This window comes from Dryocola boscaweniae, from assembly GCF_025215095.1.
GTDB classification, from domain to species: Bacteria; Pseudomonadota; Gammaproteobacteria; order Enterobacterales; family Enterobacteriaceae; genus Dryocola; species Dryocola boscaweniae.
Genome location: NZ_JALHAP010000080.1, coordinates 223,132 through 245,793, shown reverse-complemented (window position 1 = coordinate 245,793; position 22,662 = coordinate 223,132). Strand labels below are relative to the sequence as shown.

The following is a 22,662-nucleotide window of genomic DNA, read 5'->3' as shown; positions in this document are numbered from 1 at the left end:
CGGTATTACCGCATACCAATTGCTTCAAACCAGTGAAGCGGGCAAGTTTGTGTTTACCCACTGAAGCGGGTGAGAATACTAACCAAAGCATGGGTGGTGCGCAAGGGCAATTTATTAACATTGCACTGATTGCAGAAAAAAACAGCAACACGCCCATTTTTGCTTACATAACAGGCGGCAAACGCCGCCTTTTTATGCAATTTTACTGCTTGTTATTAAACTGCTTTTACCGCATCCGCAATACGATTTGCATACTCTGTCACCAGAGCATCATCTTCGCCTTCCACCATCACGCGAATTAATGGCTCCGTGCCCGATTTGCGTAGCAGCACACGTCCACGATTGCCTAACGCCTCCTCCACTTCAGCGGTCACTTTTTTCACGCTGTCGTGTTCCAGAGGATCGCCGCTGCCGGCCTTAAACCGAACGTTTACCAGGATTTGCGGGAATAATTTCATTCCGCTGCAAAGGTCGTGCAGGCTCATATGATTGCGGACCATCGCTGTAAGCACTTGCAAACCTGCAACGATACCGTCGCCTGTAGTCGTCTTATCAAGCAGAATGATGTGACCGGAGTTTTCCGCGCCAATTCTCCAGCCTTTTTCCTGTAATTTTTCCAGCACGTAGCGGTCGCCTACTTTGGCCCGAGCAAACGGGATGCCAAGCTGTTTGAGCGCTAATTCAAGGCCCATATTACTCATCAGCGTGCCCACCGCACCACCGCGTAGCTGGCCCTGACGCAGCCCCTCGCGAGCGATGATGTAGAGAATCTGGTCGCCGTCTACTTTAAGGCCCAGGTTATCAACCATAATGACGCGATCGCCGTCGCCGTCGAATGCGATGCCAAGATCGGCTTTTTCCGCCAGCACTCGCTCCTGCAACATTCGAACATCCGTTGCGCCGCATTTTTCGTTGATGTTCACGCCGTCAGGCTCACAGCCAACGGCGATAACTTTCGCGCCCAGCTCACGCAAAACGTTTGGCGCGATGTGGTAGGTTGCGCCGTTGGCGCAGTCCACAACGATTTTTAGTCCGTTCAGGCTAAGTTCGTTCGGGAAAGTCCCTTTGCAGAATTCGATATAGCGCCCGGCAGCATCAACGATACGGCTGGCTTTGCCCAGTTCGGCGGAATCTACGCAGGTAATTTCTTTTTCCATTTCCGCTTCAATGGCCTCTTCCACTTCGTCAGGCAGTTTGGTGCCGTCGATGGAGAAGAATTTAATCCCGTTATCGTAAAAAGGATTATGGGAAGCAGAGATAACGATGCCGGCTTCCGCGCGGAATGCTCGTGTCAGATAAGCCACGGCAGGCGTTGGCATCGGGCCGGTGAAAGATGCGGATAAGCCAGCCGCGGCCAGCCCAGCTTCAAGGGCGGATTCCAGCATATAGCCTGAAATACGCGTGTCTTTACCGATAATGATTTTTCGTGACCCATGACGGGCCAGAACTTTACCTGCCGCCCAGCCCAACTTAAGAACGAAATCAGGCGTGATTGGGCTATCGCCAACGCGTCCACGAATTCCATCGGTGCCAAAATATTTACGGTTACTCATAGCGTTTGTTTTCCTTCGCTGAAAGTGTGGCTTCAACCACGCGCATAGCTTCTACGGTTTCTTTCACATCGTGAACCCGAATGATATGTGCCCCCTGCATAGCCGCAACAACAGCACAAGCAAGGCTGCCAAAGAGGCGCTGATCCGGCCCAACATTTAGCAGTTGACCAACCATAGATTTACGCGACATTCCAACTAAAAGCGGTAAGCCAAAATGATGGAATTCTGAAAGTCGGGCAAGAAGTTGGTAATTATGGCTGAGATTTTTACCGAAACCGAAGCCCGGGTCGAGCAACAATTTTTCTTTTGCGATACCGGCCGCCTCACAGCGGGCGATATGGTCAATAAAAAAGCGATTAACATCTTCAAAAACATCTGCATAGCATGGCGCCTGCTGCATATTTTTGGGATTACCTTGCATATGCATCAAACACACCGGCAAACCTGTCTCTGCAGCCGCTTCCAGCGCACCTGGCTCCGTTAGCGAACGAATATCGTTGATAATGTGCGCGCCAACACGTGCCGATTCGCGAATCACTTCGGCTTTCGATGTATCAACAGAAATCCATACTTCAAATCGCTGAGCAATCGCCTCAACTACTGGAATAACGCGGGATAACTCATCCTCTATGCTTACCTCACTCGCCCCCGGCCGCGTAGATTCTCCACCGATATCAATAATTGTCGCCCCGGCATTAATCATCGCATTGGCGTGCTTTACCGCCTCTACCAGTGAGTTGTGTTTTCCGCCATCGGAAAACGAATCCGGCGTGACATTCAAAATCCCCATGACGTGAGGATGGGAAAGATCGAGCGTAGTGCCCTGGGCGGTGAGTTTCATCAAGGTTCCCCTGAATAGATTTCGGTTAACACAAAAACAAAAACCCCGGGACCAGCCCGGGGTTTGAATAATTTACTGCAAAAACATAGGTCAGACTGGCTTATTTATCGCCCAACTGCTCTGACATGGTGTTACCCGGATTCGGCGTACGCGGTTCATCGACCGGACGCGGTGCACTCGGTGTACCGTTGTTGTCAGAATTGTTGTTGCCGTTGCTGGAATCTTCCCAACCCGCTGGCGGACGCACGTCGCGGCGAGCCATCAGATCGTCAATCTGTGGCGCATCGATGGTTTCATACTTCATCAATGCGTCTTTCATGGTGTGAAGAATATCCATGTTTTCATTTAGAAGCTGGCGCGCTCGAGCATAGTTACGCTCGATAAGCAGCTTAACTTCCTGATCGATGATACGTGCTGTTTCATCGGACATATGTTTTGCTTTTGCTACAGAGCGGCCCAGGAACACTTCACCCTCTTCTTCCGCATACAGCAACGGACCGAGTTTTTCAGAGAAGCCCCACTGGGTCACCATGTTACGTGCGATGGAAGTCGCGACTTTAATGTCGTTGGACGCACCGGTAGAAACATGCTCTGCGCCATAAATTATCTCTTCTGCAAGGCGACCGCCGTACAGCGTAGATATCTGGCTCTCCAATTTCTGGCGGCTGGCGCTGATTGCATCGCCTTCCGGCAGGAAGAACGTCACACCCAGTGCACGACCACGCGGGATAATGGTGACTTTGTGTACCGGATCGTGCTCAGGTACCAGACGGCCAATAATCGCATGCCCTGCTTCGTGATAAGCGGTGGATTCTTTCTGCGCTTCCGTCATCACCATGGAGCGACGTTCCGCACCCATCATGATTTTGTCTTTCGCTTTTTCGAATTCAACCATCGAAACCACGCGTTTGTTGCCACGAGCGGCAAACAAAGCAGCTTCGTTCACGAGGTTCGCAAGATCCGCACCGGAGAAACCCGGCGTACCGCGGGCAATGATTGCCGCATCGATATCGGGTGCCAGAGGCACGCGGCGCATATGCACCTTCAGGATTTGCTCACGACCACGCACATCTGGCAGACCTACAACAACCTGACGGTCGAAGCGGCCTGGACGCAGCAGTGCTGGGTCCAGAACATCCGGACGGTTAGTCGCGGCGATAACAATAATACCTTCGTTACCTTCGAAACCATCCATTTCAACCAGCATCTGGTTCAGCGTCTGCTCACGTTCATCGTGACCGCCGCCAAGGCCTGCGCCACGCTGGCGGCCAACGGCGTCGATTTCATCGATGAAGATGATGCAAGGGGCTGCTTTCTTCGCTTGTTCGAACATGTCACGCACACGAGATGCGCCCACACCAACGAACATTTCAACAAAGTCAGAACCGGAAATGGTAAAGAACGGTACTTTCGCTTCACCCGCGATGGCTTTCGCCAGCAGGGTTTTACCGGTACCCGGAGGGCCAACCATCAGCACGCCTTTCGGGATTTTACCGCCCAGCTTCTGGAAACGGCTCGGCTCACGAAGGTACTCAACCAACTCAGCAACCTCTTCTTTTGCTTCGTCACAACCTGCGACGTCGGCAAAAGTGGTTTTGATTTGGTCTTCGGTGAGCATACGCGCCTTGCTCTTACCGAACGACATGGCGCCTTTGCCACCGCCGCCCTGCATTTGGCGCATAAAGAAGATCCAGACCCCAATCAACAACAGCATTGGGAACCAGGAAATAAAGATAGAAGCCAACAAGCTTGGCTCTTCAGGCGGCTCGCCTACCACTTTAACGTTCTTGGTCAGCAGATTATCAAGCAGCTTGGGATCGTTAACAGGGATATAAGTCGTGTATCGGTTACTATCTTTCTTGGTAACGTTGATTTCACGTCCATTGATACGCGCTTCGCGAACCTGGTCCTGATTCACTTCAGACAGGAAAGTGGAGTAGTCCACTCTACGGCCGTTTGACTCGCTGGGCCCAAAGCTCTGGAACACAGACATCAGCACAACCGCGATGACCAGCCAGAGTATTAGGTTTTTCGCCATGTCACTCAAGGGATTAACCTCATATTACAACTGTGTTAACAAACAGCGTCAGGGTACTATACTTTGCGCCCGGTCGCTACAATGTACACTTCACGTGAGCGGGCACGAGAAGAGTCCGGTTTACGAACTTTAACCTTCGTAAACAGGGAGCGAATTTCTCGCAGGTATTCATCGAAACCTTCGCCTTGAAACACTTTCACTACAAAACTTCCGCCCGGCGCCAGAACATCACGGCACATTTCCAGTGCCAGTTCTACCAGATACATAGCGCGAGGAATATCTACTGCCGGTGTCCCGCTCATGTTTGGCGCCATATCTGACATGACAACCTGAACTTTACTGTCACCAACACGATCCAGCAGGGCCTTGACGACTAATTCATCACGAAAATCGCCCTGAAGGAAGTCCACACCAACGATAGGATCCATTGGTAAAAGATCGCAAGCAATGATTCGCCCTTGATTCCCGATCTCTGTCACAACGTACTGTGACCAGCCTCCGGGAGCAGCGCCAAGATCGACGACCGTCATTCCTGGCTTAAAAAGTTTGTCACTTTGCTGTATTTCATCAAGTTTAAACCAGGCACGGGAACGCAACCCCTTTTTCTGTGCCTGAAGTACATATTTATCGCTAAAGTGTTCCTGCAGCCAGCGACTGGAGCTGGCAGAACGCTTTTTACCTGTCATCTCAATTTCCAACTTTGTTCATCGTGAGTGGCAGACTGTTAAAAAATCAGCACAGCCGATTTGGCGATACACTGGAGATGGCGGTAGAATGAACCGTTTTCAATCCCAACGTAAGCAAATAATACGATGAATCTGAGTACTAAACAAAAACAGCACCTGAAAGGTCTTGCTCATCCACTCAAGCCAGTAGTTATGCTGGGCAATAATGGTTTGACCGAAGGGGTACTGGCCGAGATTGAACAAGCACTTGAGCACCATGAGTTAATCAAGGTCAAAGTCGCAACGGAAGATCGTGAGACTAAAGCCTTAATCGTGGATGCCATCGTGCGGGAAACCGGCGCCTGTAATGTACAGGTCATCGGTAAAACGCTGGTGCTGTATCGCCCATCGAAAGAGAAAGAGCGCAAAATTTCTCTGCCGAAATAAACGCAGAGTGTGCAAAATGCCACGCTCTGTTAGTTGATAAAAGGCCGCTATGCGGCCTTTTTCCTTTCTTTACAATACGCCACGCCGGCAATCAGCGTAGCAGAAATTATAAATACTCCACCTTCACGATTTCGAATTCGACATCGCCGCCGGGTGTGCGGATCACCACAACATCATCCTGCTCTTTTCCCACCAGACCGCGAGCGATAGGTGAATTCACAGAGATCAGATTCTGTTTAAAATCAGCCTCATCATCGCCCACGATGCGATAAGTCTGCTCTTCATCATTCTCAAGGTTCAGGACGGTCACCGTGGCACCAAAAATCACGCGGCCATTGTTAGGCATTTTGGTGACATCGATAACCTGAGCATTAGATAACTTGGCTTCAATATCCTGAATACGGCCTTCGCAAAAACCCTGCTGCTCGCGTGCCGCATGGTATTCGGCGTTTTCTTTCAAATCGCCATGCTCACGAGCATCGGCAATAGCGGCAATGATTTCCGGGCGACGAACCGACTTCAGGAAATCGAGTTCTTCACGTAATCTTTCTGCGCCACGTAGTGTCATCGGAATAGGTTGCATTTGTTATACCTCTTAAAAACTGTCCTGATCAGTACGGCCTTTAGCCGCGCTGACTTAAGAGCATAGCCAGAGCATTTGCCTGACAACAAATAAAAGAAAACTGACCCGGAGCAAAGCCCCAGGTCAGGAACGGTTTTCAATTTGATACGTATTTTACCCTGGAGTTCCATAAGGGTCATCGTTTACTTTGCACTGCGATGCACCGTAGTATGGCTGCACGTTTCCAGGCTGTTACCGCGAGATTATGCGATTTTTTAGATTTGTCATTGGATTGACCAGTGCAGTGATATTGAATGTTCAGGCCGCCAACGTTGAAGAGTACACTTCCCAGTTACCTGCGGGGGCGAACCTGGCGTTGATGGTGCAGAAAGTTGGTGCTCAAACCCCGTCGATTGACTATCACAGTCAGCAAATGGCGCTGCCTGCCAGCACGCAGAAAGTGATTACGGCGCTGGCAGCCCTGCTGCAGCTTGGGCCGGATTTCCGCTTTACCACCACGCTTGAAAGCCATGCGCAAGTCAGCAATGGTGTGCTAAATGGCGACCTTGTGGCGCGATTTGGCGGCGATCCTACGCTAAAACGCCAGGATATTCGCAACATGGTAGCGGTGCTGAAAAAGTCCGGCGTCCAGCAAATTCAGGGAAATGTATTGATTGATACTTCCGTTTTTGCGAGCCACGACAAGGCGCCTGGCTGGCCATGGAATGATATGACTCAGTGCTTCAGCGCACCGCCTGCGGCAGCCATCGTCGACCGAAATTGCTTCTCCATTTCACTCTACAGCGCCCCGAAACCTGACGATTTGGCTTTTGTTCGTATCGCATCCTATTACCCGGTACTTATGAATAGCCAGGTAAGAACGCTCGCCAAAGGCTCGCCGGATGCGCAATATTGCGAACTGGACGTTGTGCCTGGCGATCTTAATCGTTTCACTTTGACCGGCTGTATGACGCAGCGCGCAGATCCTCTCCCGCTGGCGTTTGCCATTCAGGACGGCGCAAGCTACGCCGGCGCCATTCTAAAAGCTGAACTTAAAGAAGCGGGCATTACCTATAGCGGCACTTTACTGCGCCAGACACAGGTGAATACACCGGGCACGGTTATCGCCAGTAAAGAATCAGCCCCACTGCACGACCTGCTAAAAATCATGCTCAAAAAGTCGGACAACATGATTGCCGATACCGTCTTTCGCACCATTGGACATAATCGTTTCGGCGTACCGGGCACCTGGCGCGCTGGCGCAGATGCCGTACGTCAAATTTTGAGCCAAAAGGCAGGCGTTAATTTAGGTAACACTATCGTGGTGGACGGCTCTGGCCTATCTCGCCATAACTTGATTTCACCGGCCACCATGATGCAGGTGCTGCAATACATTGCGCAAAACGACAGCCAGCTAAACTTTATCTCCATGCTGCCGCTCGCGGGCTATGACGGCTCACTGCAATACCGTGCCGGTCTTCACCAGGCTGGCGTTGATGGCAAAGTGTCGGCGAAAACAGGTTCGCTGCAAGGGGTATATAACCTGGCTGGTTTCATTACAACTGCCAGCGGTCAGCGGATGGCCTTTGTGCAGTATCTATCCGGTTATGCCGTAGAGCCTGCCGACCAACGTAATCGCCGCATCCCGTTAGTACGCTTTGAAAGCCGTCTTTATAAGGATGTTTATCAGAATAACTAAGCCATCAAACCGATGGTTAATCAACCGCATACAAAAAAAAGGGCCGGAAATACCGGCCCTTTTTACTGTTTTGATTACTTCTGATAAATGATTTCGACCCCTTCGTCGTCATCTTCATCCCAGTCATCATCCCAGTCTTCGTCTTCTTCAGCTTCTGCTGCGTCGAGTTGCTGTTGATGATAGTCATCCCACATAAACTCAACTTTCTCCGGCGCAACCGGCACAACTTCGCTGACCTTCGGATTCGCGATGATAAAGTCCATCACATCCCAGCACAGGGCATTGACGCCTTCACGGTTAACTGCGGAAATCAGATAGTATTTATCTTCCCAGCCCATTGCCGTAGCTATTTCTTTTGCTCGCGCTTCGGCTTCTTCCTGGCTCATCAGGTCGACCTTGTTGAACACCAGCCAGCGTGGCTTCTCAGCCAGCTTCTCGCTGTATTTTTCCAGTTCACCGATGATGATACGGGCATTCTCAACCGGATCTGACTCATCGATCGGGGCAATATCAATGAGGTGAAGCAATACGCGACAACGCTCAAGGTGTTTCAGGAAGCGAATCCCCAGACCCGCGCCTTCCGCAGCGCCTTCAATCAGGCCAGGGATATCGGCAACCACAAAGCTTTTTTCATTATCCATACGCACGACGCCAAGGCTTGGCACCAGAGTGGTAAACGGATAATCAGCAACTTTTGGTTTTGCTGCAGAGACAGAACGGATAAAGGTAGATTTACCCGCATTAGGCAGCCCCAGCATGCCAACGTCGGCCAGCAGCATCAATTCAAGCTGCAGATCGCGTTTCTCACCCGGCGTCCCCATGGTTTTTTGACGCGGGGTACGGTTAACGGAAGATTTAAAACGGGTATTGCCCAGACCGTGCCAGCCGCCTTTGGCGACCATTAGCCTTTGGCCGTGCAGCGTCATGTCACCCATGGTTTCGCCGGTGCCGCCATCGATAACACGCGTACCAACAGGAACTTTGACCGATACGTCTTTACCGCGTTTACCCGTGCAATCGCGGCTCTGACCATTCTGGCCACGCTCGGCGCGGAAAGATTTTTCAAAACGGTAATCGATTAGGGTGTTGAGGTTTTCATCAGCTTCCAGCCAAACGTCACCGCCGTCACCGCCGTCACCGCCGTCCGGGCCGCCCCTTGGGATATATTTTTCACGACGGAAGCTAACGCAGCCGTTACCGCCATCACCTGCTACGACCAGGATCGTTGCTTCATCAACAAACTTCATTTCACTTCTCCGTAAATCATTCGCCCGAACGTTGTACTGGAATGACAGCTTCGGTTTTGTGCCAGCGTCCCCAAAGACGGTGACCAATGGCGGAATACATAGCGCCCGCAACCACGACAAACGCGCCGGTATAACCCACAAGGTTAAGCAACGGCATGGCGAAGAAATCGGGCCAGGCTAACGCTAATAAATCTGAAAACAGCAAGGTAAACAGGGGAGTCAACGTAATAATCGCGCTGACCTGCGCCGCCTGCCACCGGGCCATTGCTTCTGCCAGCGCCCCATACCCAACCAGCGTATTCAGGCCGCAGAAAATCAAACATGCCAGTTGCCATCCGCTAAGCTGAAAGACCATATCCAACTGCGCCAGAGGCAACAATGCAATAGTACACAAAGTGTACAGCAAAAAGAGGATCTGTTGCGAGGCCAGACGGCGTAATAACACCTTCTGCGCCACGCCATAGGTAACCCACACCGTCGCCGCCAGAACACCAAAAATGACGCCAAGGGTGTAATCCGTCAGACGAGTAAAAATTTCTATCAGGCTGGTGTTGAAGAACATCACCAGACCGCAAAGCAGCATAATGGCCCCAACAACCTGCGTGCCGCGCATTTTCTCTTTCAGCACGACCACGCTCGCCACCATCATCCCCACCGGGGAGAGCTGACCAATAACCTGAGAAGCCGTTGGGCTCAGGTATTGCAGGGAAGAACTAAACAACAGGAAGTTACCGAACAACCCGCCGGTCGCAATCGCCAGCAACGCCAGCCAGCGTGGCTTACGGAAAATACGCATCGGCGGCAGCTTGCCGCGTAGAGCGAGAATAGTACCCAGCCCAATGCTTGCCATCAGGAAGCGGTAAAAAACCACGGTAGGCGGTTCCATGACCGTCAGCACTTGCTTCATTGCTATTGGCAGAGCTCCCCAGCAAACAGCCGTGGTTAATGCCAAAAGAATGCCGATGCCCGCCTGCTGTTTCATGCTGAAGTTCCCTGGTACTTCATTAATTTGCCGGGCTCAGAATGTAAAAAGCCCCGCAACGTGTTGCGGGGCTTCAATCCGTTACCGGGACGCGAAAAACTTATTCAGCAACGATGCTGATGAACTTACGGTTTTTCGGGCCTTTAACTTCGAACTTAACTTTACCGTCAGTCAAAGCGAACAGAGTGTGATCTTTGCCGCAACCTACGTTGCTACCAGCGTGGAATTTAGTACCACGTTGACGAACGATAATGCTGCCTGCCAGAACTGCTTCACCGCCGAAACGTTTTACGCCCAGACGTTTAGCTTCGGAATCGCGACCGTTACGAGTTGAGCCGCCAGCCTTTTTATGTGCCATTTAATCTGCTCCTCTGTATTAAGCGCTGATGCCAGTGATTTTCACATCAGTGAACCACTGACGATGACCTTGCTGCTTACGGTAGTGTTTACGACGACGAAACTTAACAATTTTAATTTTCTCGCCACGACCATGAGCAACAACTTCAGCTTTGATTACGCCGCCATCAACGAAAGGAACGCCGATTTTGATTTCTTCGCCATTAGCGATCATCAGAACTTCTGCGAACTCAACAGACTCGCCAGTTGCGATGTCCAGCTTTTCCAGGCGAACGGTCTGACCTTCGCTTACTCGGTGTTGTTTACCACCACTTTGGAAAACCGCGTACATATAAAACTCCGCTTTCCGCACACACCTTACATTGGTTTCAGGTGGCGCTATAAATATTCACAATAGGGCGCGAATATTACGCAAACACGGAGCATTTGACAAGCCCGTTTATGCATACGCGTAGAAAAAAAACGCAACGTCACACACAACGTTTATCTGCCTCGTTTTTTCAGTACAATCTGTACTACATTATCACTTCTCTACCTCCACGTTATTCCATAACAACATGTGGTAAACAGGACTGTAAGCCAGACTTTTGCGATGAATTTAGAAAAAATTAACGAGTTAACCGCGCAAGATATGGCGGGCGTCAACGCGGTCATCCTTGAACAATTAAATTCGGATGTCCAATTGATCAACCAGTTAGGCTATTACATCGTTAGCGGCGGCGGGAAACGCATACGCCCGATGATCGCGGTACTTGCCGCACGAGCCCTCGGCTATAAAGGCAATGCGCATATCAATATTGCTGCGCTGATCGAGTTTATTCACACCGCCACGCTGCTCCATGACGATGTGGTCGACGAATCAGACATGCGTCGTGGCAAAGCAACGGCCAACGCGGCGTTTGGTAATGCGGCAAGCGTTTTGGTAGGAGACTTTATCTACACTCGCGCCTTCCAGATGATGACGCAGCTAGGCTCACTGAAAGTTCTCGAAGTGATGTCAGAAGCAGTCAACGTGATAGCTGAAGGGGAAGTTTTGCAGTTGATGAACTGTAATGACCCGGACATCACGGAAGAGAGCTACATGCGTGTGATTTACAGTAAAACCGCGCGTTTATTCGAAGCGGCGGCGCAGTGCTCCGGAATTTTGGCCGACGCCGCCGATGAGCAAGAGCAAGCCTTACAGGATTATGGTCGCTACCTTGGCACTGCCTTCCAGCTAATAGATGATTTACTGGATTACAGCGCGGATGGACAAACGCTGGGCAAAAACGTGGGAGATGACCTTAACGAAGGCAAACCAACGCTGCCTTTGTTGCACGCCATGCGCAATGGTACGCCAGAACAAGCCCGGATGATTCGTGAAGCCATCGAGCAAGGTAATGGCCGCCATTTGCTGCAGCCGGTTCTGGATACCATGGCTGCCTGCGGTTCGCTGGAATGGACGCGCCTTCGCGCGGAACAAGAAGCCGATAAAGCCATTGCGGCTCTTGGGGTCTTGCCAGAAAGCGAGCATAAAGAAGCTTTAGTGGCTTTGGCGCATATGGCTGTACAGCGAGATCGATAACCTCTGTTACGCGCCATTTAATGGCGCGTAAAAATTCCAATAAAATCACTTTAACTGTCTTAAACCTTCCTGCTCTGCAACAAATACGCACCCATTTTCAACAATTTTGTGTATTAAAACACATATTTGAGCAATCTAAATTTTTATTGGAAATTATTGAATACTTTTGTGCTATAAATTCCAAATGAAATTTAAACACAACAGGAAATGAGTTTGCCACAGGGAGGAAAAATGGATAACAAACGGACGGACTGGCATCCTGCCGACATCATTGCAGGGCTTCGCAAGCGGGGAACATCGCTTGCGGCAGAATCGCGCAAAGCGGGGCTAAATTCAGCCACCTTAGCGAATGCATTGACTCGTCCCTGGCCCAAAGGTGAACAGATTATTGCGAAAGCTCTGGAAACGCAGCCATGGGAAATCTGGCCCTCACGTTATTTTGATCCAGTGACGAATGCGTTTATCGACCGTTCTTTGTTGATGCGTAAGAAGTAGCCTCGAAAATCGTCAATCATCTTCCCTGTCCTACAAGCAAAAACTCCGCCGGAGCGGGGTTTTGTAAAGAGTTGAAGCTGACCATTAAGCCGCTTTCTTTTATGAAGAGTGTCGTGGACAGTCATTCATCCGACCGGCGCCATAAGCAAAAACCCCGCCGGAGCGGGGTTCTGTGAAAAGTTGAAGCTGACCGTTAAGCCGGGTTCTGTCGTGGACAGTCATTCATCTAGGCCAGCAATCGCTCACTGGCTCAAGCAGCCTACCCGGGTTCAGTACGGGCCGTACCTTATGAACCCCTATTTGGCCTTGCTCCGGGTGGAGTTTACCGTGCCGCGAACTGTTACCAGACGCGCGGTGCGCTCTTACCGCACCCTTTCACCCTTACCTGATCCCGCTTGCGCGGGCCATCGGCGGTTTGCTCTCTGTTGCACTGGTCGTAGGCTTGCGCCTCCCAGGCGTTACCTGGCACCCTGCCCTATGGAGCCCGGACTTTCCTCCCCTCCGCCCGTCTCCCCCGAAGAGGACGACGACGAAGCGGCGACTGCCTGGTCAGCTTCGGCGCGAAGTATAGAGGGTTTGCGCGCCCATGTCACGCTGACTTAAACGGTAGTTCTCATGCCGATAGCAACCGTCGCGGCAATATCGCGCGAAGCGCGGTAAATATTTTCAGAAGCGTTTTTCAAAGCCTCATCCAGCGTGCTAACGCTATGCAGCACGCTGAACACCGCATCAATACCGTACTGATGCACAACCGCAACATCTTTGCTCAGCGAGCCGGCAATACCAATCACGGGCTTGCGGTATTTCTTTGCTACTGCCGCAACGCCTATGGGGACTTTTCCGCGAATGCTTTGGCTGTCCATACGCCCTTCGCCAGTCACCACCAGCGAGCAGTCATGTATGTGCTCTTCCAGATTCAGGGCTTCGGTAACAATCTCAACGCCGCTGCGTAAGTTAGCCCCGAGGAAAGCCATTAACGCCGCGCCCATGCCGCCTGCTGCACCCGCACCCGGCGCGTTTCTCACATCTATGCGCAAATGTTTTTTTATCACGTCCGCAAAATGCGCCAGATTCCTGTCTAACTCGACAATCATGGCTTCGCTGGCGCCTTTCTGCGGTCCAAAGATACGGGATGCGCCGTTATCGCCAATCAATGGGTTGGTTACATCGCATGCCACGTTAATCACACAGCTTTCCAGACGCTTATCCAGCCCGGAAATATCAATGCTGTTCAGGCTCAGAAGGCTGCCGCCGCCCGGGCTGACTTCCTTGCCATTCGCATCAGCCAGTCTTGCGCCCAGCGCCTGCATCATTCCAGCGCCGCCATCGTTGGTTGCACTGCCGCCGATGCCAATAATGATATTGCGCGCGCCATTATCCAGAGCACATAAAATTAGCTCCCCGGTGCCGTGCGACGTGGTAACCAGCGGATTGCGTTTCTCACTGGGCACGAGCGCAAGTCCGCTGGCTTCCGCCATCTCGATAAACGCAGTTTTGCCATCGCCAGACATGCCCCAACAGGCCGTCACGGGTTCACCCAGCGGCCCGGTGACCGTCGTAGCCATCTTAGAACCCTGGGTTGCGCCGATCATGGCATCGACGGTACCTTCCCCACCATCTGCAACGGGCACCGATATATACAGGGCATCAGGAAAAATTTCACGAAATCCCTTTTCGATAGCCTGCGCCACGTCGAGCGCTGAAAGACTTTCTTTATAAGAGTCAGGTGCGATAACGATTTTCATAATAATCCATGCCTGATTCGGCCTGAGAAAAACAGGGCGCGCATGGCGCCCATCTCAAAACTTTGCGACTTCGACTTTCGCCAGTTTTTCGTAATAACACGCAATTGCGCTGTGATCGTCATTACCGTGGCCGTCAGCACGCAGCGCCTGCATCATCTCCATGACGGTTGCGGTTAATGGCAGTTGAGCGCCCACGCCATGAGAAGTATCCAGCGCATTCGCGAGATCTTTAATATGCAGATCGATACGGAAACCAGGCTTGAAATTACGATCCATCACCATCGGCGCCTTCGCTTCCAGAACGGTACTGCCCGCAAGGCCGCCACGAATCGCCTGGAACACTAATTCAGGATTCACGCCTGCTTTGGTTGCCAGCACTAATGCTTCAGACATTGCAGCAATATTCAGCGCGACAATCACCTGGTTTGCCAGTTTGGTCACGTTGCCCGCACCGATATCACCGGTATGCACCACAGAGCCCGCCATCGCTTTGAGCAAATCGTAATACTTATCAAATATCGCTTTATCGCCGCCGACCATCACGGACAAGGTGCCGTCGATAGCTTTTGGCTCGCCGCCACTGACCGGCGCGTCCAGCATATCGATACCTTTAGCTTTCAACGCTTCGCTTATTTCACGGCTCGCCAGCGGCGCGATTGAACTCATATCGATAACCACGGTGCCCGGTTTTGCCCCGTCGATAATACCGTTTTCACCCAGCGCGACTTCCTTCACATGCGGGGAATTCGGCAGCATGGTGATTATCACATCACACTGCTCGGCAATATCCTTTGGGGTAGCGGCAGTTTCTGCGCCAGCGGCAATCACTTCAGCAATCACCTCTGCATTACGGTCGGCAACCACCAGGGAATAACCGGCTTTGATGAGGTTTTTACTCATTGGTTTGCCCATAATCCCCAGGCCAATAAACCCAACTTTCAGCGTCATAGCTTTACTCTCTCGTTTTTACGGGTGGAAGTTATTTTTTAAACTGGTCGCATAGCTTCTGGGTGGCCGTGCGAAAAACGCCAAGGTCGCTGCCAACGGCCACAAAAGTCGCGCCCCATTCCAGATAACGCCTGGCGTCGGCTTCAACCGGCGCCAGAATTCCTGCTGGCTTACCGAATGCTTTAGCGCGAGCAAAAATATGCTGGATAACGCTTTGCACTTCCGGATGGGAAGGATTTCCGAGATAGCCCAGCGCGGCAGATAAATCTCCAGGGCCAACAAAAATGCCGTCAACGCCTTCGGTTGCCGCAATCGCGTCCAGGTTATCAACGCCTTCCTGACTTTCGATTTGCACCAGAACAGTGATGTTCTGGTTCACCAGCCTGAAGTAATCCACTACGGTGCCATAACCGTTACTGCGGTGTGAAACCGACACGCCGCGAATACCTTCTGGCGGATAACGGGTTGAAGCGACGGCCAACGCTGCCTCCTCGCTAGTTTCCACAAACGGGATCAGGAAGTTATAAAAGCCGATATCCAGCAGGCGCTTGATCACTACAGGATCGTTAGTTGGCGCTCGAACAACCGGGGCGCTATGGCTGCCGGTGAGCGCCATAAGCTGCGGAATAAACGTAGTGATATCGTTTGGAGCGTGTTCGCCGTCCAGCACAATCCAGTCGAACCCGGCAAGTCCAAGCACTTCGGTGCTGATAGGGTTAGCTAACGCCGACCAGCAGCCGATTTGCGTCTGGCGAGCCGCGAGCGCGGCCTTGAATTTATTCGGGAATACGTTGTTATTCATAAGCTTTACCTTAAAGTTTAGTGGCTTATTTCTGTCATTCCAAACGGTTAATATCATCTGAGCTAAACAGGAAAATAATTATCAGCGCAATACGCTACGGCAATAGAAAACGTGGCACGACAAATCATTATCACAATATAGATAATCAATAATATTAAAATTTTCTTTGATAATCTTCCCGTTTCCAGTGCTGCACAATCTATTCTGAATATCTCGCTAATGCTAATTAAACTGGTGCTTATGACATGCAACCAGTATAGCCAGCGCAGGAAACCCAGGCATCAGGCAACTGCACAATAGATTGCCGTTTGGAGATGATTATATTGAGCATCCGTACATATCGGTGGGGCATATTGCACATATTTTTATATTGCTGCCCTCTACGGAGCTGACGTGAACACATTAGGTGAACTGCATCACATCCTGATATTTATCGACCTGACATTATTTATGTCAGTAAGTGGGCCATGAATATGCAATTAATGTCGCTACCTTATAAATAACTTTATATCTGGAGAAGCGTGAACAATGTCAGACATCGAAATTAGACAACAATCGCCGACGGCCTTTTATATTAAAGTTCATGAAACCGACAACGTCGCTATTATTGTTAACGACAACGGTCTGAAGGCAGGTACGCAGTTTACGGATGGCCTGACATTAATTGAACATATCCCGCAGGGGCATAAAGTCGCGCTGACGGACATTCCCGCGCATGGAGAAATTATTCGTTATGGCGAAGTAATTGGTTATGCGGTGCGTGACATCCCGCAAGGCAGTTGGATCGATGAATCACTGGTAGCGCTGCCTGAAGCGCCGCCGCTACATACGCTGCCATTGGCCACAAAAGTACCTGAGCCGTTGCCAAAGCTTGAAGGATACACTTTTGAAGGTTACCGCAACGCGGATGGCAGCGTTGGAACCAAAAATCTGCTCGGCATCACTACCAGCGTGCACTGCGTCGCAGGCGTTGTGGATTACGTTATTAAAATTATTGAACGTGATTTACTGCCTCGCTACCCGAACGTGGATGGCGTGGTCGGGCTGAACCATCTTTACGGCTGCGGAGTGGCGATCAATGCCCCGGCCGCAACAATCCCTATTCGCACCATCCATAACATTGCTCTGAACCCGAATTTCGGCGGCGAAATTATGGTAATTGGCCTCGGCTGTGAAAAACTCCAGCCGGAGCGGCTGCTCGAAGGTACTGAAGAAGTGCAGGCTATATCCGTTGGCGATGCCAGCATAGTACGTCTGCAGGATGAACATCACATCGGCTTCAAATCCATGGTGGACGATATTCTTACCGTTGCGGAACATCACCTGCAAAAACTTAATCAGCGCCAGCGCGAAACCTGTCCGGCCTCGGAGCTGGTAGTCGGTATGCAGTGCGGCGGCAGCGATGCTTTCTCAGGCGTAACCGCTAATCCGGCCGTGGGTTATGCCTCCGATCTACTGGTGCGCTGCGGCGCAACGGTGATGTTCTCTGAAGTCACCGAAGTCCGCGATGCGATACATTTGTTAACCCCGCGAGCCATCAATAAAGAAGTGGGCAAACGCCTGCTTGAAGAAATGGAATGGTACGACAACTACCTGGACATGGGTAAAACCGACCGCAGCGCCAATCCCTCGCCGGGGAATAAAAAAGGCGGTCTGGCAAATGTGGTAGAAAAAGCCCTTGGCTCTATCGCAAAATCAGGTCAGAGCGCGATTGTAGAAGTGCTTTCGCCAGGCCAGCGTCCCACCAAACGCGGCCTTATCTACGCGGCTACTCCAGCGAGCGATTTTGTATGTGGTACGCAGCAGGTAGCGTCAGGCATTACTTTGCAGGTATTCACCACGGGGCGCGGCACGCCATACGGCCTGTTGGCAGTCCCGGTTATTAAAATGGCAACCCGTACCGCGTTGGCGGACCGTTGGTATGACCTAATGGATATTAACGCAGGCACTATCGCCACCGGCGAAGCCACGATTGAAGATGTGGGCTGGGAACTGTTCAGATTTATTCTTGATGTTGCGAGCGGCCGCAAAAAAACATTTTCAGATCAATGGGGTTTGCACAACGCGCTGGCGGTATTTAACCCTGCGCCGGTAACCTGATCCCTTTAAAAAACGTCTGGCGGGTAGCGATATTTCCCGCCGGACAGAAATCTCCCTTTCTTCTTACCTTAATCAACTCTCTCCAGCCGTCTGATAAACAACGTACTCAAGAAGCTGCCGATAGGTATCCAGGGTCAGGACATCGTCCTCGAACTCAAGGCGCTTAACCAGGGCCGCAATCACTTCTTTATTCGAGGGAGGTTTTCCCGACGTCACTATCTCAAGTACCACATTGCCCAACTGCCAGGTGGCATCTGCGGCGGAAAAATCCGCTGCCAGAATAGCTTTCTCTTCCTGTTGATCATTTCTGACAGTATTCATCAACATAATAACTCTCATGGATTGATATTATTCATTATATGCAAATGCTGGTTATAAAAGCATTCGCTAATAACTAGAAGCTTTTTGGGAAACCGCAACTTAAAAATTACCCCTGAGCCCCACCTGCAAGCGCGGCTCAAACAAGTTTTGTTTATTTTTCTAACTTTTTAAAAACAGGATTCATAAATATCTTTTTGAAAATTAAGAATATTATTAAATATATTGCAAAAAATGATCTTTTTCAATGGCTTATAACCTAGCATGGTCTACTCTATATATTACTATCTTTTAGAGTAAAGGATCGCGCCCATAAAATATCAATATATATTATAAGGTTAAAATGCCTGTCAAAATTTTATCTATTAAATACGGAATACTATATTCCGCGGAATCGCTTGTTTTAAACAACTGCTATTGTTTTATCCTGGAGAAGTATATGAAATGGACTGTAATTGATTCATTGATAAGCCCGAGCACAGGAACGGCTTTCTCTTGTATTATTTCCTATCGGGAATTAAAACTTATTATCTGGTATAAATCATCAGATTTTATGATGCCAGGCGATGAAATTATCACCAGTGATTTAGGTGTTTTTATTAATGGTCAGATAAGTTACCTGACGATGTGCAACGTTATCCCGTTTAATGCCTCGCTCTGGCGCACCATGCTTGCACAGTCCGAATGTCCCGGGAACGCCGAAATAAAGCCAACCCAGTGTAATTTTAACGGCAAATGCCGCTTAAAAAAGTGCCCTTTCGGGCTTGAAAAAAACCTGCCTGGTTTATTTCCTTAAGCAATCGATCCTGGAAACAATAAAAAACATACTGTGGCTAAGCGCCAGGGAAAAGATCGCTATTTTCCCAGTAGCGCCGTGTTTAAGATTATACATCGCAGTGTAAAGACAAAATGATCTCTGGCTGAGCCTGAACTATCAGGTCAGCTTTCTTGGTTCCTGCTGCTCTAAAGCATATTTATAAAGCGCATTTTTCTTCACGCCGTGAATTTCTGCAGCAAGTGCTGCGGCTTTTTTCAACGGCAGTTCTGCCTGCAACAGGGCGAGAGTTCGCAACGCATCGGCCGGCAACGCATCCTCGCTTTGGGCTTTAAAACCTTCGACAATTAGCACCATCTCGCCTTTGCGACGGTTTTCATCTTCTTTCACCCATGCCGCAAGCTCGCCAATTGGCGCGCCGTGAATAGATTCCCAGGTTTTGGTCAGTTCGCGGGCCAGTACCACATAGCGAGATTCGCCAAGCACTGCGCAAATATCATCCAGGCTGTCGAGTAAACGATGGGTAGATTCATAGAAAATCAGCGTGCGCGGCTCTTGCTCAATAGCTTTTAGCGCATCGCGTCGACCTTTGGATTTGGCCGGTAGAAAACCTTCGTAACAGAAGCGATCCGAGGGCAGCCCGGCGGCGCTTAACGCCGCAATAGCGGCGCACGGGCCAGGTAGCGGCACCACGCGGATCCCGGCTTCACGGCAGGTTCGCACCAGATGATAGCCAGGATCGTTAATCAACGGCGTACCGGCATCTGAAACCAGCGCGATACTTTGCCCTTCCTGAAGCTTTGCCAGTAACGATTCTGATTTTTGTTGTTCATTATGATCGTGCAATGCGAACAATCGCGCATTAATGGCAAAATGCTGCAGCAATAAGCCGGTATGACGAGTATCTTCGGCAGCAATCAGGTCAACGCTTTGCAACACGGATAACGCCCGCTGTGTGATATCGCCGAGGTTACCGATGGGGGTCGGAACGATGTAGAGCGTGCTGGCAGAAATCGCCGCCGTTTCGAGTTGTTTCATTGTTTCATCCGTATTGCCGATTTAATATTGAACACTGAGAAGAAAAATTCACTGGATAAAGAATGCTACCCTCTAAATTTATTCGTTCTAAAGCCGGGCGTTGTCTGCCTGTCGTGCTTGCAGCCCTGGTTTTTGCGGGTTGTACCACAAAAGCGCCAGACCGGTCCGCCGCTCACATTCAGGGCGAAGTGACTGCGGATTCCGCGTACTACCTGCAACAGATGCAGCAAAGCGCAGATGATAGCAAGACCGCCTGGCAATTACTCGCCATTCATGCGCTGCTTGGCGAAGGTAAAACTCAACAGGCGGTAGAACTTTATAACCAACTGCCGCAAGAGATGAATAACGATCGGCGCCTTGAGAAGACGCTGCTGGCGCCAGAAATTAAAGTCGCGCTGAAAGATTATGCTGGCGCAAATGCGCTATTGACCGGTCTTGATCCTTCCGCCTTCAACAAAAAGCAGCAGGCCCGTTATTATCAGGCGGTGATTGATGCCAGCCAGAATCGCCCCTCTCTGGCGCTACTGCGCGCCTATATTGCTCAAGAGCCAATGCTCAAGGGTACCACGCATCAAAAAAATATCGATGGCACCTGGCAGGCCCTGACTCAGCTAACGCCTGAGCAAATGAATACCATGGTCATCAATGCAGATGAAAACACCCTGCAAGGATGGCTGGACCTGCAACGCGTCTGGAATGACAATCGCAACGATCCGAACATGCTGAAGGCTGGCATCAAAGACTGGCAAACACGTTATCCGCAAAACCCAGGCGCAAAAACGCTGCCGACTCAATTAAGCAACATGCAAAATTACCAGCAGGCTTCCGTCGGCAAGATTGCGCTGTTGCTGCCGTTGAACGGCCAGGCTGCCGTTTTTGGCCGCGCCATCCAGCAGGGTTTTGAAGCGGCTAAGAATAACGGTTCCGCACCTGTCGCAGCGGTTAGCCCCTCTGCACAAATGCCGGATACCAGCGCGCAGCCAGCGGCAGAGCAAACAACAACGGATGCCAATGCTGTGGCCATCCCGTCAGATGCTTCTGTCAGCGACCTGACTAATGAGCAGGCGGCGACACAATCCGCTCCGCAGCCAGCTCAACCAGCGGTACAAAGCGCTGCGTCGGCTCCCGCTAATCCTTCTGCCGAAGTGAAAATCTACGACACCAGTTCGCAGCCGCTGGATCAGCTCCTCGCTCAGGCACAGCAAGATGGCGCTACGCTTGTCGTGGGCCCGTTGCTTAAAAACAATGTTGATCGGCTCGCAAATAGCACCACTTCGCTCAATATCCTGGCGCTGAACCAGCCAGAAAATGTGCAAAACCGGCCGAACATCTGCTACTTCGCACTCTCTCCGGAAGACGAAGCCCGTGATGCGGCAAACCATATCTGGCAGGAAGGCCATCGTGCCCCGCTGCTACTGGTTCCGCGCAGCGCTCTGGGCGATCGCGTAACAAGCGCCTTTAGCGCCGAGTGGCAGAAATTAGGCGGCGGTATTGTGCTGCAACAGAAATTTGGTTCCGTGGGCGAGCTGAAACAGGGCATTAATAGCGGCTCCGGTATCGCCTTGACCGGAACGCCTGTAACCTCATCCGCGCCGCAACAAGAAGCCGTGACCATCGGCGGTCTGACAATCCCTGCGCCGCCAACCGATGCACAAATCACCGCAGGCTCCAGCGAAGGCGTGGATGCGGCCTATATTGTAGCCACGCCGGACGAAGTCGCGCTTATTAAACCGATGATCGCCATGCGCACCGGCAGCCGTAGCAACGTGCAGCTCTATGCCAGTTCCCGTAGTTCACAAGGCGTGAACGGCCCGGACTTCCGTCTGGAGATGGAAGGCTTGCAGTTCAGCGAGATCCCAATGCTTTCCGGCGGCAATTCTTCGCTCCAACAACAGGCGCTAAGCGCGGTGCGCAACGACTACTCGCTCGCGCGTCTGTATGCCATGGGCATTGACGCATGGTCGCTGGCAAATCATTTCTCCCAGATCCGTCAGGTGCCGGGTTATCAGGTGAACGGCAACACGGGCACGCTCTCTGCTAACCAGGACTGCGTCATTAACAGGAAGTTAAATTGGCTGAAATTCTCTCAGGGTCAAATCATCCCGGCCGGCTGAATCGTCAACAAGCAGGCGCGTACTATGAACAGCAAGCGCGCCGCTTTCTTGAGCGCAAAGGACTGCGCTTTATCGCCGCCAATATCCGCATGCGCGGCGGCGAAATCGATCTCATCATGAAACATCATCACGTCATTGTATTTGTCGAAGTGCGCTACCGCAGCAACCCTCGCTTTGGAGGCGCTGCGGCAAGCGTCACCCGGAGCAAACAGCAAAAGCTGTTGCGCGCCGCACGGAATTGGCTTGCCCGCACATCAGGAAGTTTTGATACTGTGGATTGCCGTTTCGATGTGTTAGCCTTCACCGGCAATGAAATAGAGTGGTTAACCAACGCGTTTACCGCAGATGTTTAAAGTAACCAGGTAGAACAAC

General features: G+C 51.1%; 22 protein-coding genes and 1 other RNA gene. 8 read left to right on the top strand and 15 right to left on the bottom strand.

Annotated elements, in window-relative coordinates; genetic code table 11:
- Positions 1-215 precede the first annotated feature (215 nt).
- From glmM to rlmE, 4 genes are all read right to left on the bottom strand, one after another.
- On the bottom strand, positions 216-1,553 hold the full coding sequence (glmM, locus tag MUA00_RS15210) for a phosphoglucosamine mutase (protein ID WP_271123863.1): 1,338 nt from the start codon (positions 1,551-1,553) through the stop codon (positions 216-218).
- A complete protein-coding gene (gene folP / locus MUA00_RS15205; protein ID WP_271123862.1) occupies positions 1,546-2,394 on the bottom strand; it encodes a dihydropteroate synthase in 849 nt (282 codons plus the stop codon). The genes glmM and folP overlap by 8 nt, the downstream gene beginning before the upstream one ends.
- A 100-nt stretch (positions 2,395-2,494) precedes the next feature.
- Positions 2,495-4,432: an ATP-dependent zinc metalloprotease FtsH gene (gene ftsH, locus MUA00_RS15200; RefSeq protein ID WP_271123861.1), complete on the bottom strand. Its 1,938-nt coding sequence runs from the start codon at positions 4,430-4,432 to the stop codon at positions 2,495-2,497.
- Between the two features lie 56 nt (positions 4,433-4,488).
- On the bottom strand, positions 4,489-5,118 hold the full coding sequence (rlmE, locus tag MUA00_RS15195) for a 23S rRNA (uridine(2552)-2'-O)-methyltransferase RlmE (protein WP_271123860.1): 630 nt from the start codon (positions 5,116-5,118) through the stop codon (positions 4,489-4,491).
- A 126-nt stretch (positions 5,119-5,244) separates the two neighbouring features.
- Between rlmE and yhbY the strand changes: the two genes are divergently transcribed.
- The gene (yhbY, locus tag MUA00_RS15190; RefSeq protein ID WP_271123859.1) at positions 5,245-5,544 is read left to right on the top strand and encodes a ribosome assembly RNA-binding protein YhbY; all 300 of its coding nucleotides are present in this window, start codon (positions 5,245-5,247) and stop codon (positions 5,542-5,544) included.
- A gap of 106 nt (positions 5,545-5,650) precedes the next feature.
- Here the strand turns inward: yhbY and greA are convergent, their stop codons facing one another.
- Complete coding sequence (gene greA / locus MUA00_RS15185; RefSeq protein ID WP_121267722.1) at positions 5,651-6,127, bottom strand: transcription elongation factor GreA; 477 nt, start codon at positions 6,125-6,127, stop codon at positions 5,651-5,653.
- 244 nt (positions 6,128-6,371) lie between these two features.
- Here greA and dacB point away from each other — a divergent pair, with 244 nt between their 5' ends.
- Positions 6,372-7,805: a serine-type D-Ala-D-Ala carboxypeptidase gene (gene dacB, locus MUA00_RS15180; RefSeq protein ID WP_271123858.1), complete on the top strand. Its 1,434-nt coding sequence runs from the start codon at positions 6,372-6,374 to the stop codon at positions 7,803-7,805.
- Positions 7,806-7,879: 74 nt separating this feature from the next.
- On the opposite strand, the gene cgtA is transcribed toward dacB, so the two are convergent.
- The 4 genes from cgtA to rplU all read right to left on the bottom strand — a co-directional run bounded on the left by cgtA (position 7,880) and on the right by rplU (position 10,722).
- Positions 7,880-9,052: an Obg family GTPase CgtA gene (gene cgtA, locus MUA00_RS15175; protein WP_271123857.1), complete on the bottom strand. Its 1,173-nt coding sequence runs from the start codon at positions 9,050-9,052 to the stop codon at positions 7,880-7,882.
- 16 nt (positions 9,053-9,068) lie between these two features.
- Positions 9,069-10,034: a DMT family transporter gene (locus MUA00_RS15170; protein ID WP_271123856.1), complete on the bottom strand. Its 966-nt coding sequence runs from the start codon at positions 10,032-10,034 to the stop codon at positions 9,069-9,071.
- A gap of 100 nt (positions 10,035-10,134) precedes the next feature.
- On the bottom strand, positions 10,135-10,392 hold the full coding sequence (gene rpmA, locus MUA00_RS15165; RefSeq protein WP_121267728.1) for a 50S ribosomal protein L27: 258 nt from the start codon (positions 10,390-10,392) through the stop codon (positions 10,135-10,137).
- A gap of 18 nt (positions 10,393-10,410) precedes the next feature.
- Positions 10,411-10,722: a 50S ribosomal protein L21 gene (rplU, locus tag MUA00_RS15160; RefSeq protein ID WP_121267729.1), complete on the bottom strand. Its 312-nt coding sequence runs from the start codon at positions 10,720-10,722 to the stop codon at positions 10,411-10,413.
- Positions 10,723-10,983: 261 nt separating this feature from the next.
- Here rplU and ispB point away from each other — a divergent pair, with 261 nt between their 5' ends.
- Both ispB and sfsB read left to right on the top strand, forming a co-directional pair.
- Positions 10,984-11,955: an octaprenyl diphosphate synthase gene (ispB, locus tag MUA00_RS15155; protein ID WP_271123855.1), complete on the top strand. Its 972-nt coding sequence runs from the start codon at positions 10,984-10,986 to the stop codon at positions 11,953-11,955.
- A gap of 231 nt (positions 11,956-12,186) precedes the next feature.
- Positions 12,187-12,450: a DNA-binding transcriptional regulator SfsB gene (gene sfsB / locus MUA00_RS15150; protein WP_271123854.1), complete on the top strand. Its 264-nt coding sequence runs from the start codon at positions 12,187-12,189 to the stop codon at positions 12,448-12,450.
- 178 nt (positions 12,451-12,628) lie between these two features.
- Here sfsB and rnpB read toward each other — a convergent pair.
- The 4 genes from rnpB to garL all read right to left on the bottom strand — a co-directional run bounded on the left by rnpB (position 12,629) and on the right by garL (position 15,945).
- Positions 12,629-13,007, bottom strand: an RNA gene (gene rnpB / locus MUA00_RS15145) — RNase P RNA component class A.
- A gap of 42 nt (positions 13,008-13,049) precedes the next feature.
- Positions 13,050-14,195, bottom strand: a complete 1,146-nt coding sequence (gene garK, locus MUA00_RS15140; protein WP_271123853.1) for a glycerate 2-kinase — start codon at positions 14,193-14,195, stop codon at positions 13,050-13,052.
- A gap of 54 nt (positions 14,196-14,249) precedes the next feature.
- On the bottom strand, positions 14,250-15,143 hold the full coding sequence (gene garR / locus MUA00_RS15135) for a 2-hydroxy-3-oxopropionate reductase (protein WP_271123852.1): 894 nt from the start codon (positions 15,141-15,143) through the stop codon (positions 14,250-14,252).
- A gap of 31 nt (positions 15,144-15,174) precedes the next feature.
- The gene (gene garL / locus MUA00_RS15130) at positions 15,175-15,945 is read right to left on the bottom strand and encodes a 2-dehydro-3-deoxyglucarate aldolase (protein WP_271123851.1); all 771 of its coding nucleotides are present in this window, start codon (positions 15,943-15,945) and stop codon (positions 15,175-15,177) included.
- Positions 15,946-16,473: 528 nt separating this feature from the next.
- Between garL and garD the strand changes: the two genes are divergently transcribed.
- A complete protein-coding gene (gene garD, locus MUA00_RS15125) occupies positions 16,474-18,045 on the top strand; it encodes a galactarate dehydratase (RefSeq protein WP_271123850.1) in 1,572 nt (523 codons plus the stop codon).
- A gap of 72 nt (positions 18,046-18,117) precedes the next feature.
- On the opposite strand, the gene MUA00_RS15120 is transcribed toward garD, so the two are convergent.
- Positions 18,118-18,372 (bottom strand): biofilm development regulator YmgB/AriR family protein, encoded by a 255-nt coding sequence (locus MUA00_RS15120; RefSeq protein ID WP_271123849.1) that lies wholly within the window; start codon positions 18,370-18,372, stop codon positions 18,118-18,120.
- 430 nt (positions 18,373-18,802) lie between these two features.
- Here MUA00_RS15120 and iraM point away from each other — a divergent pair, with 430 nt between their 5' ends.
- The gene (iraM, locus tag MUA00_RS15115) at positions 18,803-19,159 is read left to right on the top strand and encodes an anti-adapter protein IraM (RefSeq protein ID WP_271123848.1); all 357 of its coding nucleotides are present in this window, start codon (positions 18,803-18,805) and stop codon (positions 19,157-19,159) included.
- Positions 19,160-19,297: 138 nt separating this feature from the next.
- Here the strand turns inward: iraM and rsmI are convergent, their stop codons facing one another.
- Positions 19,298-20,176 (bottom strand): 16S rRNA (cytidine(1402)-2'-O)-methyltransferase, encoded by an 879-nt coding sequence (gene rsmI / locus MUA00_RS15110; RefSeq protein WP_271123847.1) that lies wholly within the window; start codon positions 20,174-20,176, stop codon positions 19,298-19,300.
- Between the two features lie 62 nt (positions 20,177-20,238).
- On the opposite strand from rsmI, the gene MUA00_RS15105 reads away from it, so the two are divergent.
- Both MUA00_RS15105 and MUA00_RS15100 read left to right on the top strand, forming a co-directional pair.
- Positions 20,239-22,290, top strand: coding sequence for a penicillin-binding protein activator (locus MUA00_RS15105; protein WP_271123846.1), 2,052 nt, complete (start codon positions 20,239-20,241; stop codon positions 22,288-22,290).
- Positions 22,248-22,643: a YraN family protein gene (locus MUA00_RS15100; RefSeq protein ID WP_271123845.1), complete on the top strand. Its 396-nt coding sequence runs from the start codon at positions 22,248-22,250 to the stop codon at positions 22,641-22,643. Before MUA00_RS15105 ends, MUA00_RS15100 begins: the two co-directional genes overlap by 43 nt.
- The last annotated feature ends 19 nt before the right edge of the window (positions 22,644-22,662 follow it).

Excerpts from the sequence above, each read along its gene's own strand:
- yhbY (WP_271123859.1), top strand. The coding sequence starts at position 5,245 with ATGAATCTGAGTACTAAACAAAAACAGCACCTGAAAGGTCTTGCTCAT.
- cgtA (WP_271123857.1), bottom strand. The coding sequence starts at position 9,052 with ATGAAGTTTGTTGATGAAGCAACGATCCTGGTCGTAGCAGGTGATGGC.
- sfsB (WP_271123854.1), top strand. The coding sequence starts at position 12,187 with ATGGATAACAAACGGACGGACTGGCATCCTGCCGACATCATTGCAGGG.
- MUA00_RS15170 (WP_271123856.1), bottom strand. The coding sequence starts at position 10,034 with ATGAAACAGCAGGCGGGCATCGGCATTCTTTTGGCATTAACCACGGCT.
- glmM (WP_271123863.1), bottom strand. The coding sequence starts at position 1,553 with ATGAGTAACCGTAAATATTTTGGCACCGATGGAATTCGTGGACGCGTT.
- ftsH (WP_271123861.1), bottom strand. The coding sequence starts at position 4,432 with ATGGCGAAAAACCTAATACTCTGGCTGGTCATCGCGGTTGTGCTGATG.
- folP (WP_271123862.1), bottom strand. The coding sequence starts at position 2,394 with ATGAAACTCACCGCCCAGGGCACTACGCTCGATCTTTCCCATCCTCAC.
- rplU (WP_121267729.1), bottom strand. The coding sequence starts at position 10,722 with ATGTACGCGGTTTTCCAAAGTGGTGGTAAACAACACCGAGTAAGCGAA.
- rsmI (WP_271123847.1), bottom strand. The coding sequence starts at position 20,176 with ATGAAACAACTCGAAACGGCGGCGATTTCTGCCAGCACGCTCTACATC.
- MUA00_RS15105 (WP_271123846.1), top strand. The coding sequence starts at position 20,239 with ATGCTACCCTCTAAATTTATTCGTTCTAAAGCCGGGCGTTGTCTGCCT.
- iraM (WP_271123848.1), top strand. The coding sequence starts at position 18,803 with ATGAAATGGACTGTAATTGATTCATTGATAAGCCCGAGCACAGGAACG.
- garK (WP_271123853.1), bottom strand. The coding sequence starts at position 14,195 with ATGAAAATCGTTATCGCACCTGACTCTTATAAAGAAAGTCTTTCAGCG.
- greA (WP_121267722.1), bottom strand. The coding sequence starts at position 6,127 with ATGCAACCTATTCCGATGACACTACGTGGCGCAGAAAGATTACGTGAA.
- rpmA (WP_121267728.1), bottom strand. The coding sequence starts at position 10,392 with ATGGCACATAAAAAGGCTGGCGGCTCAACTCGTAACGGTCGCGATTCC.
- ispB (WP_271123855.1), top strand. The coding sequence starts at position 10,984 with ATGAATTTAGAAAAAATTAACGAGTTAACCGCGCAAGATATGGCGGGC.
- garL (WP_271123851.1), bottom strand. The coding sequence starts at position 15,945 with ATGAATAACAACGTATTCCCGAATAAATTCAAGGCCGCGCTCGCGGCT.
- MUA00_RS15120 (WP_271123849.1), bottom strand. The coding sequence starts at position 18,372 with ATGTTGATGAATACTGTCAGAAATGATCAACAGGAAGAGAAAGCTATT.
- rlmE (WP_271123860.1), bottom strand. The coding sequence starts at position 5,118 with ATGACAGGTAAAAAGCGTTCTGCCAGCTCCAGTCGCTGGCTGCAGGAA.
- dacB (WP_271123858.1), top strand. The coding sequence starts at position 6,372 with ATGCGATTTTTTAGATTTGTCATTGGATTGACCAGTGCAGTGATATTG.
- garD (WP_271123850.1), top strand. The coding sequence starts at position 16,474 with ATGTCAGACATCGAAATTAGACAACAATCGCCGACGGCCTTTTATATT.
- garR (WP_271123852.1), bottom strand. The coding sequence starts at position 15,143 with ATGACGCTGAAAGTTGGGTTTATTGGCCTGGGGATTATGGGCAAACCA.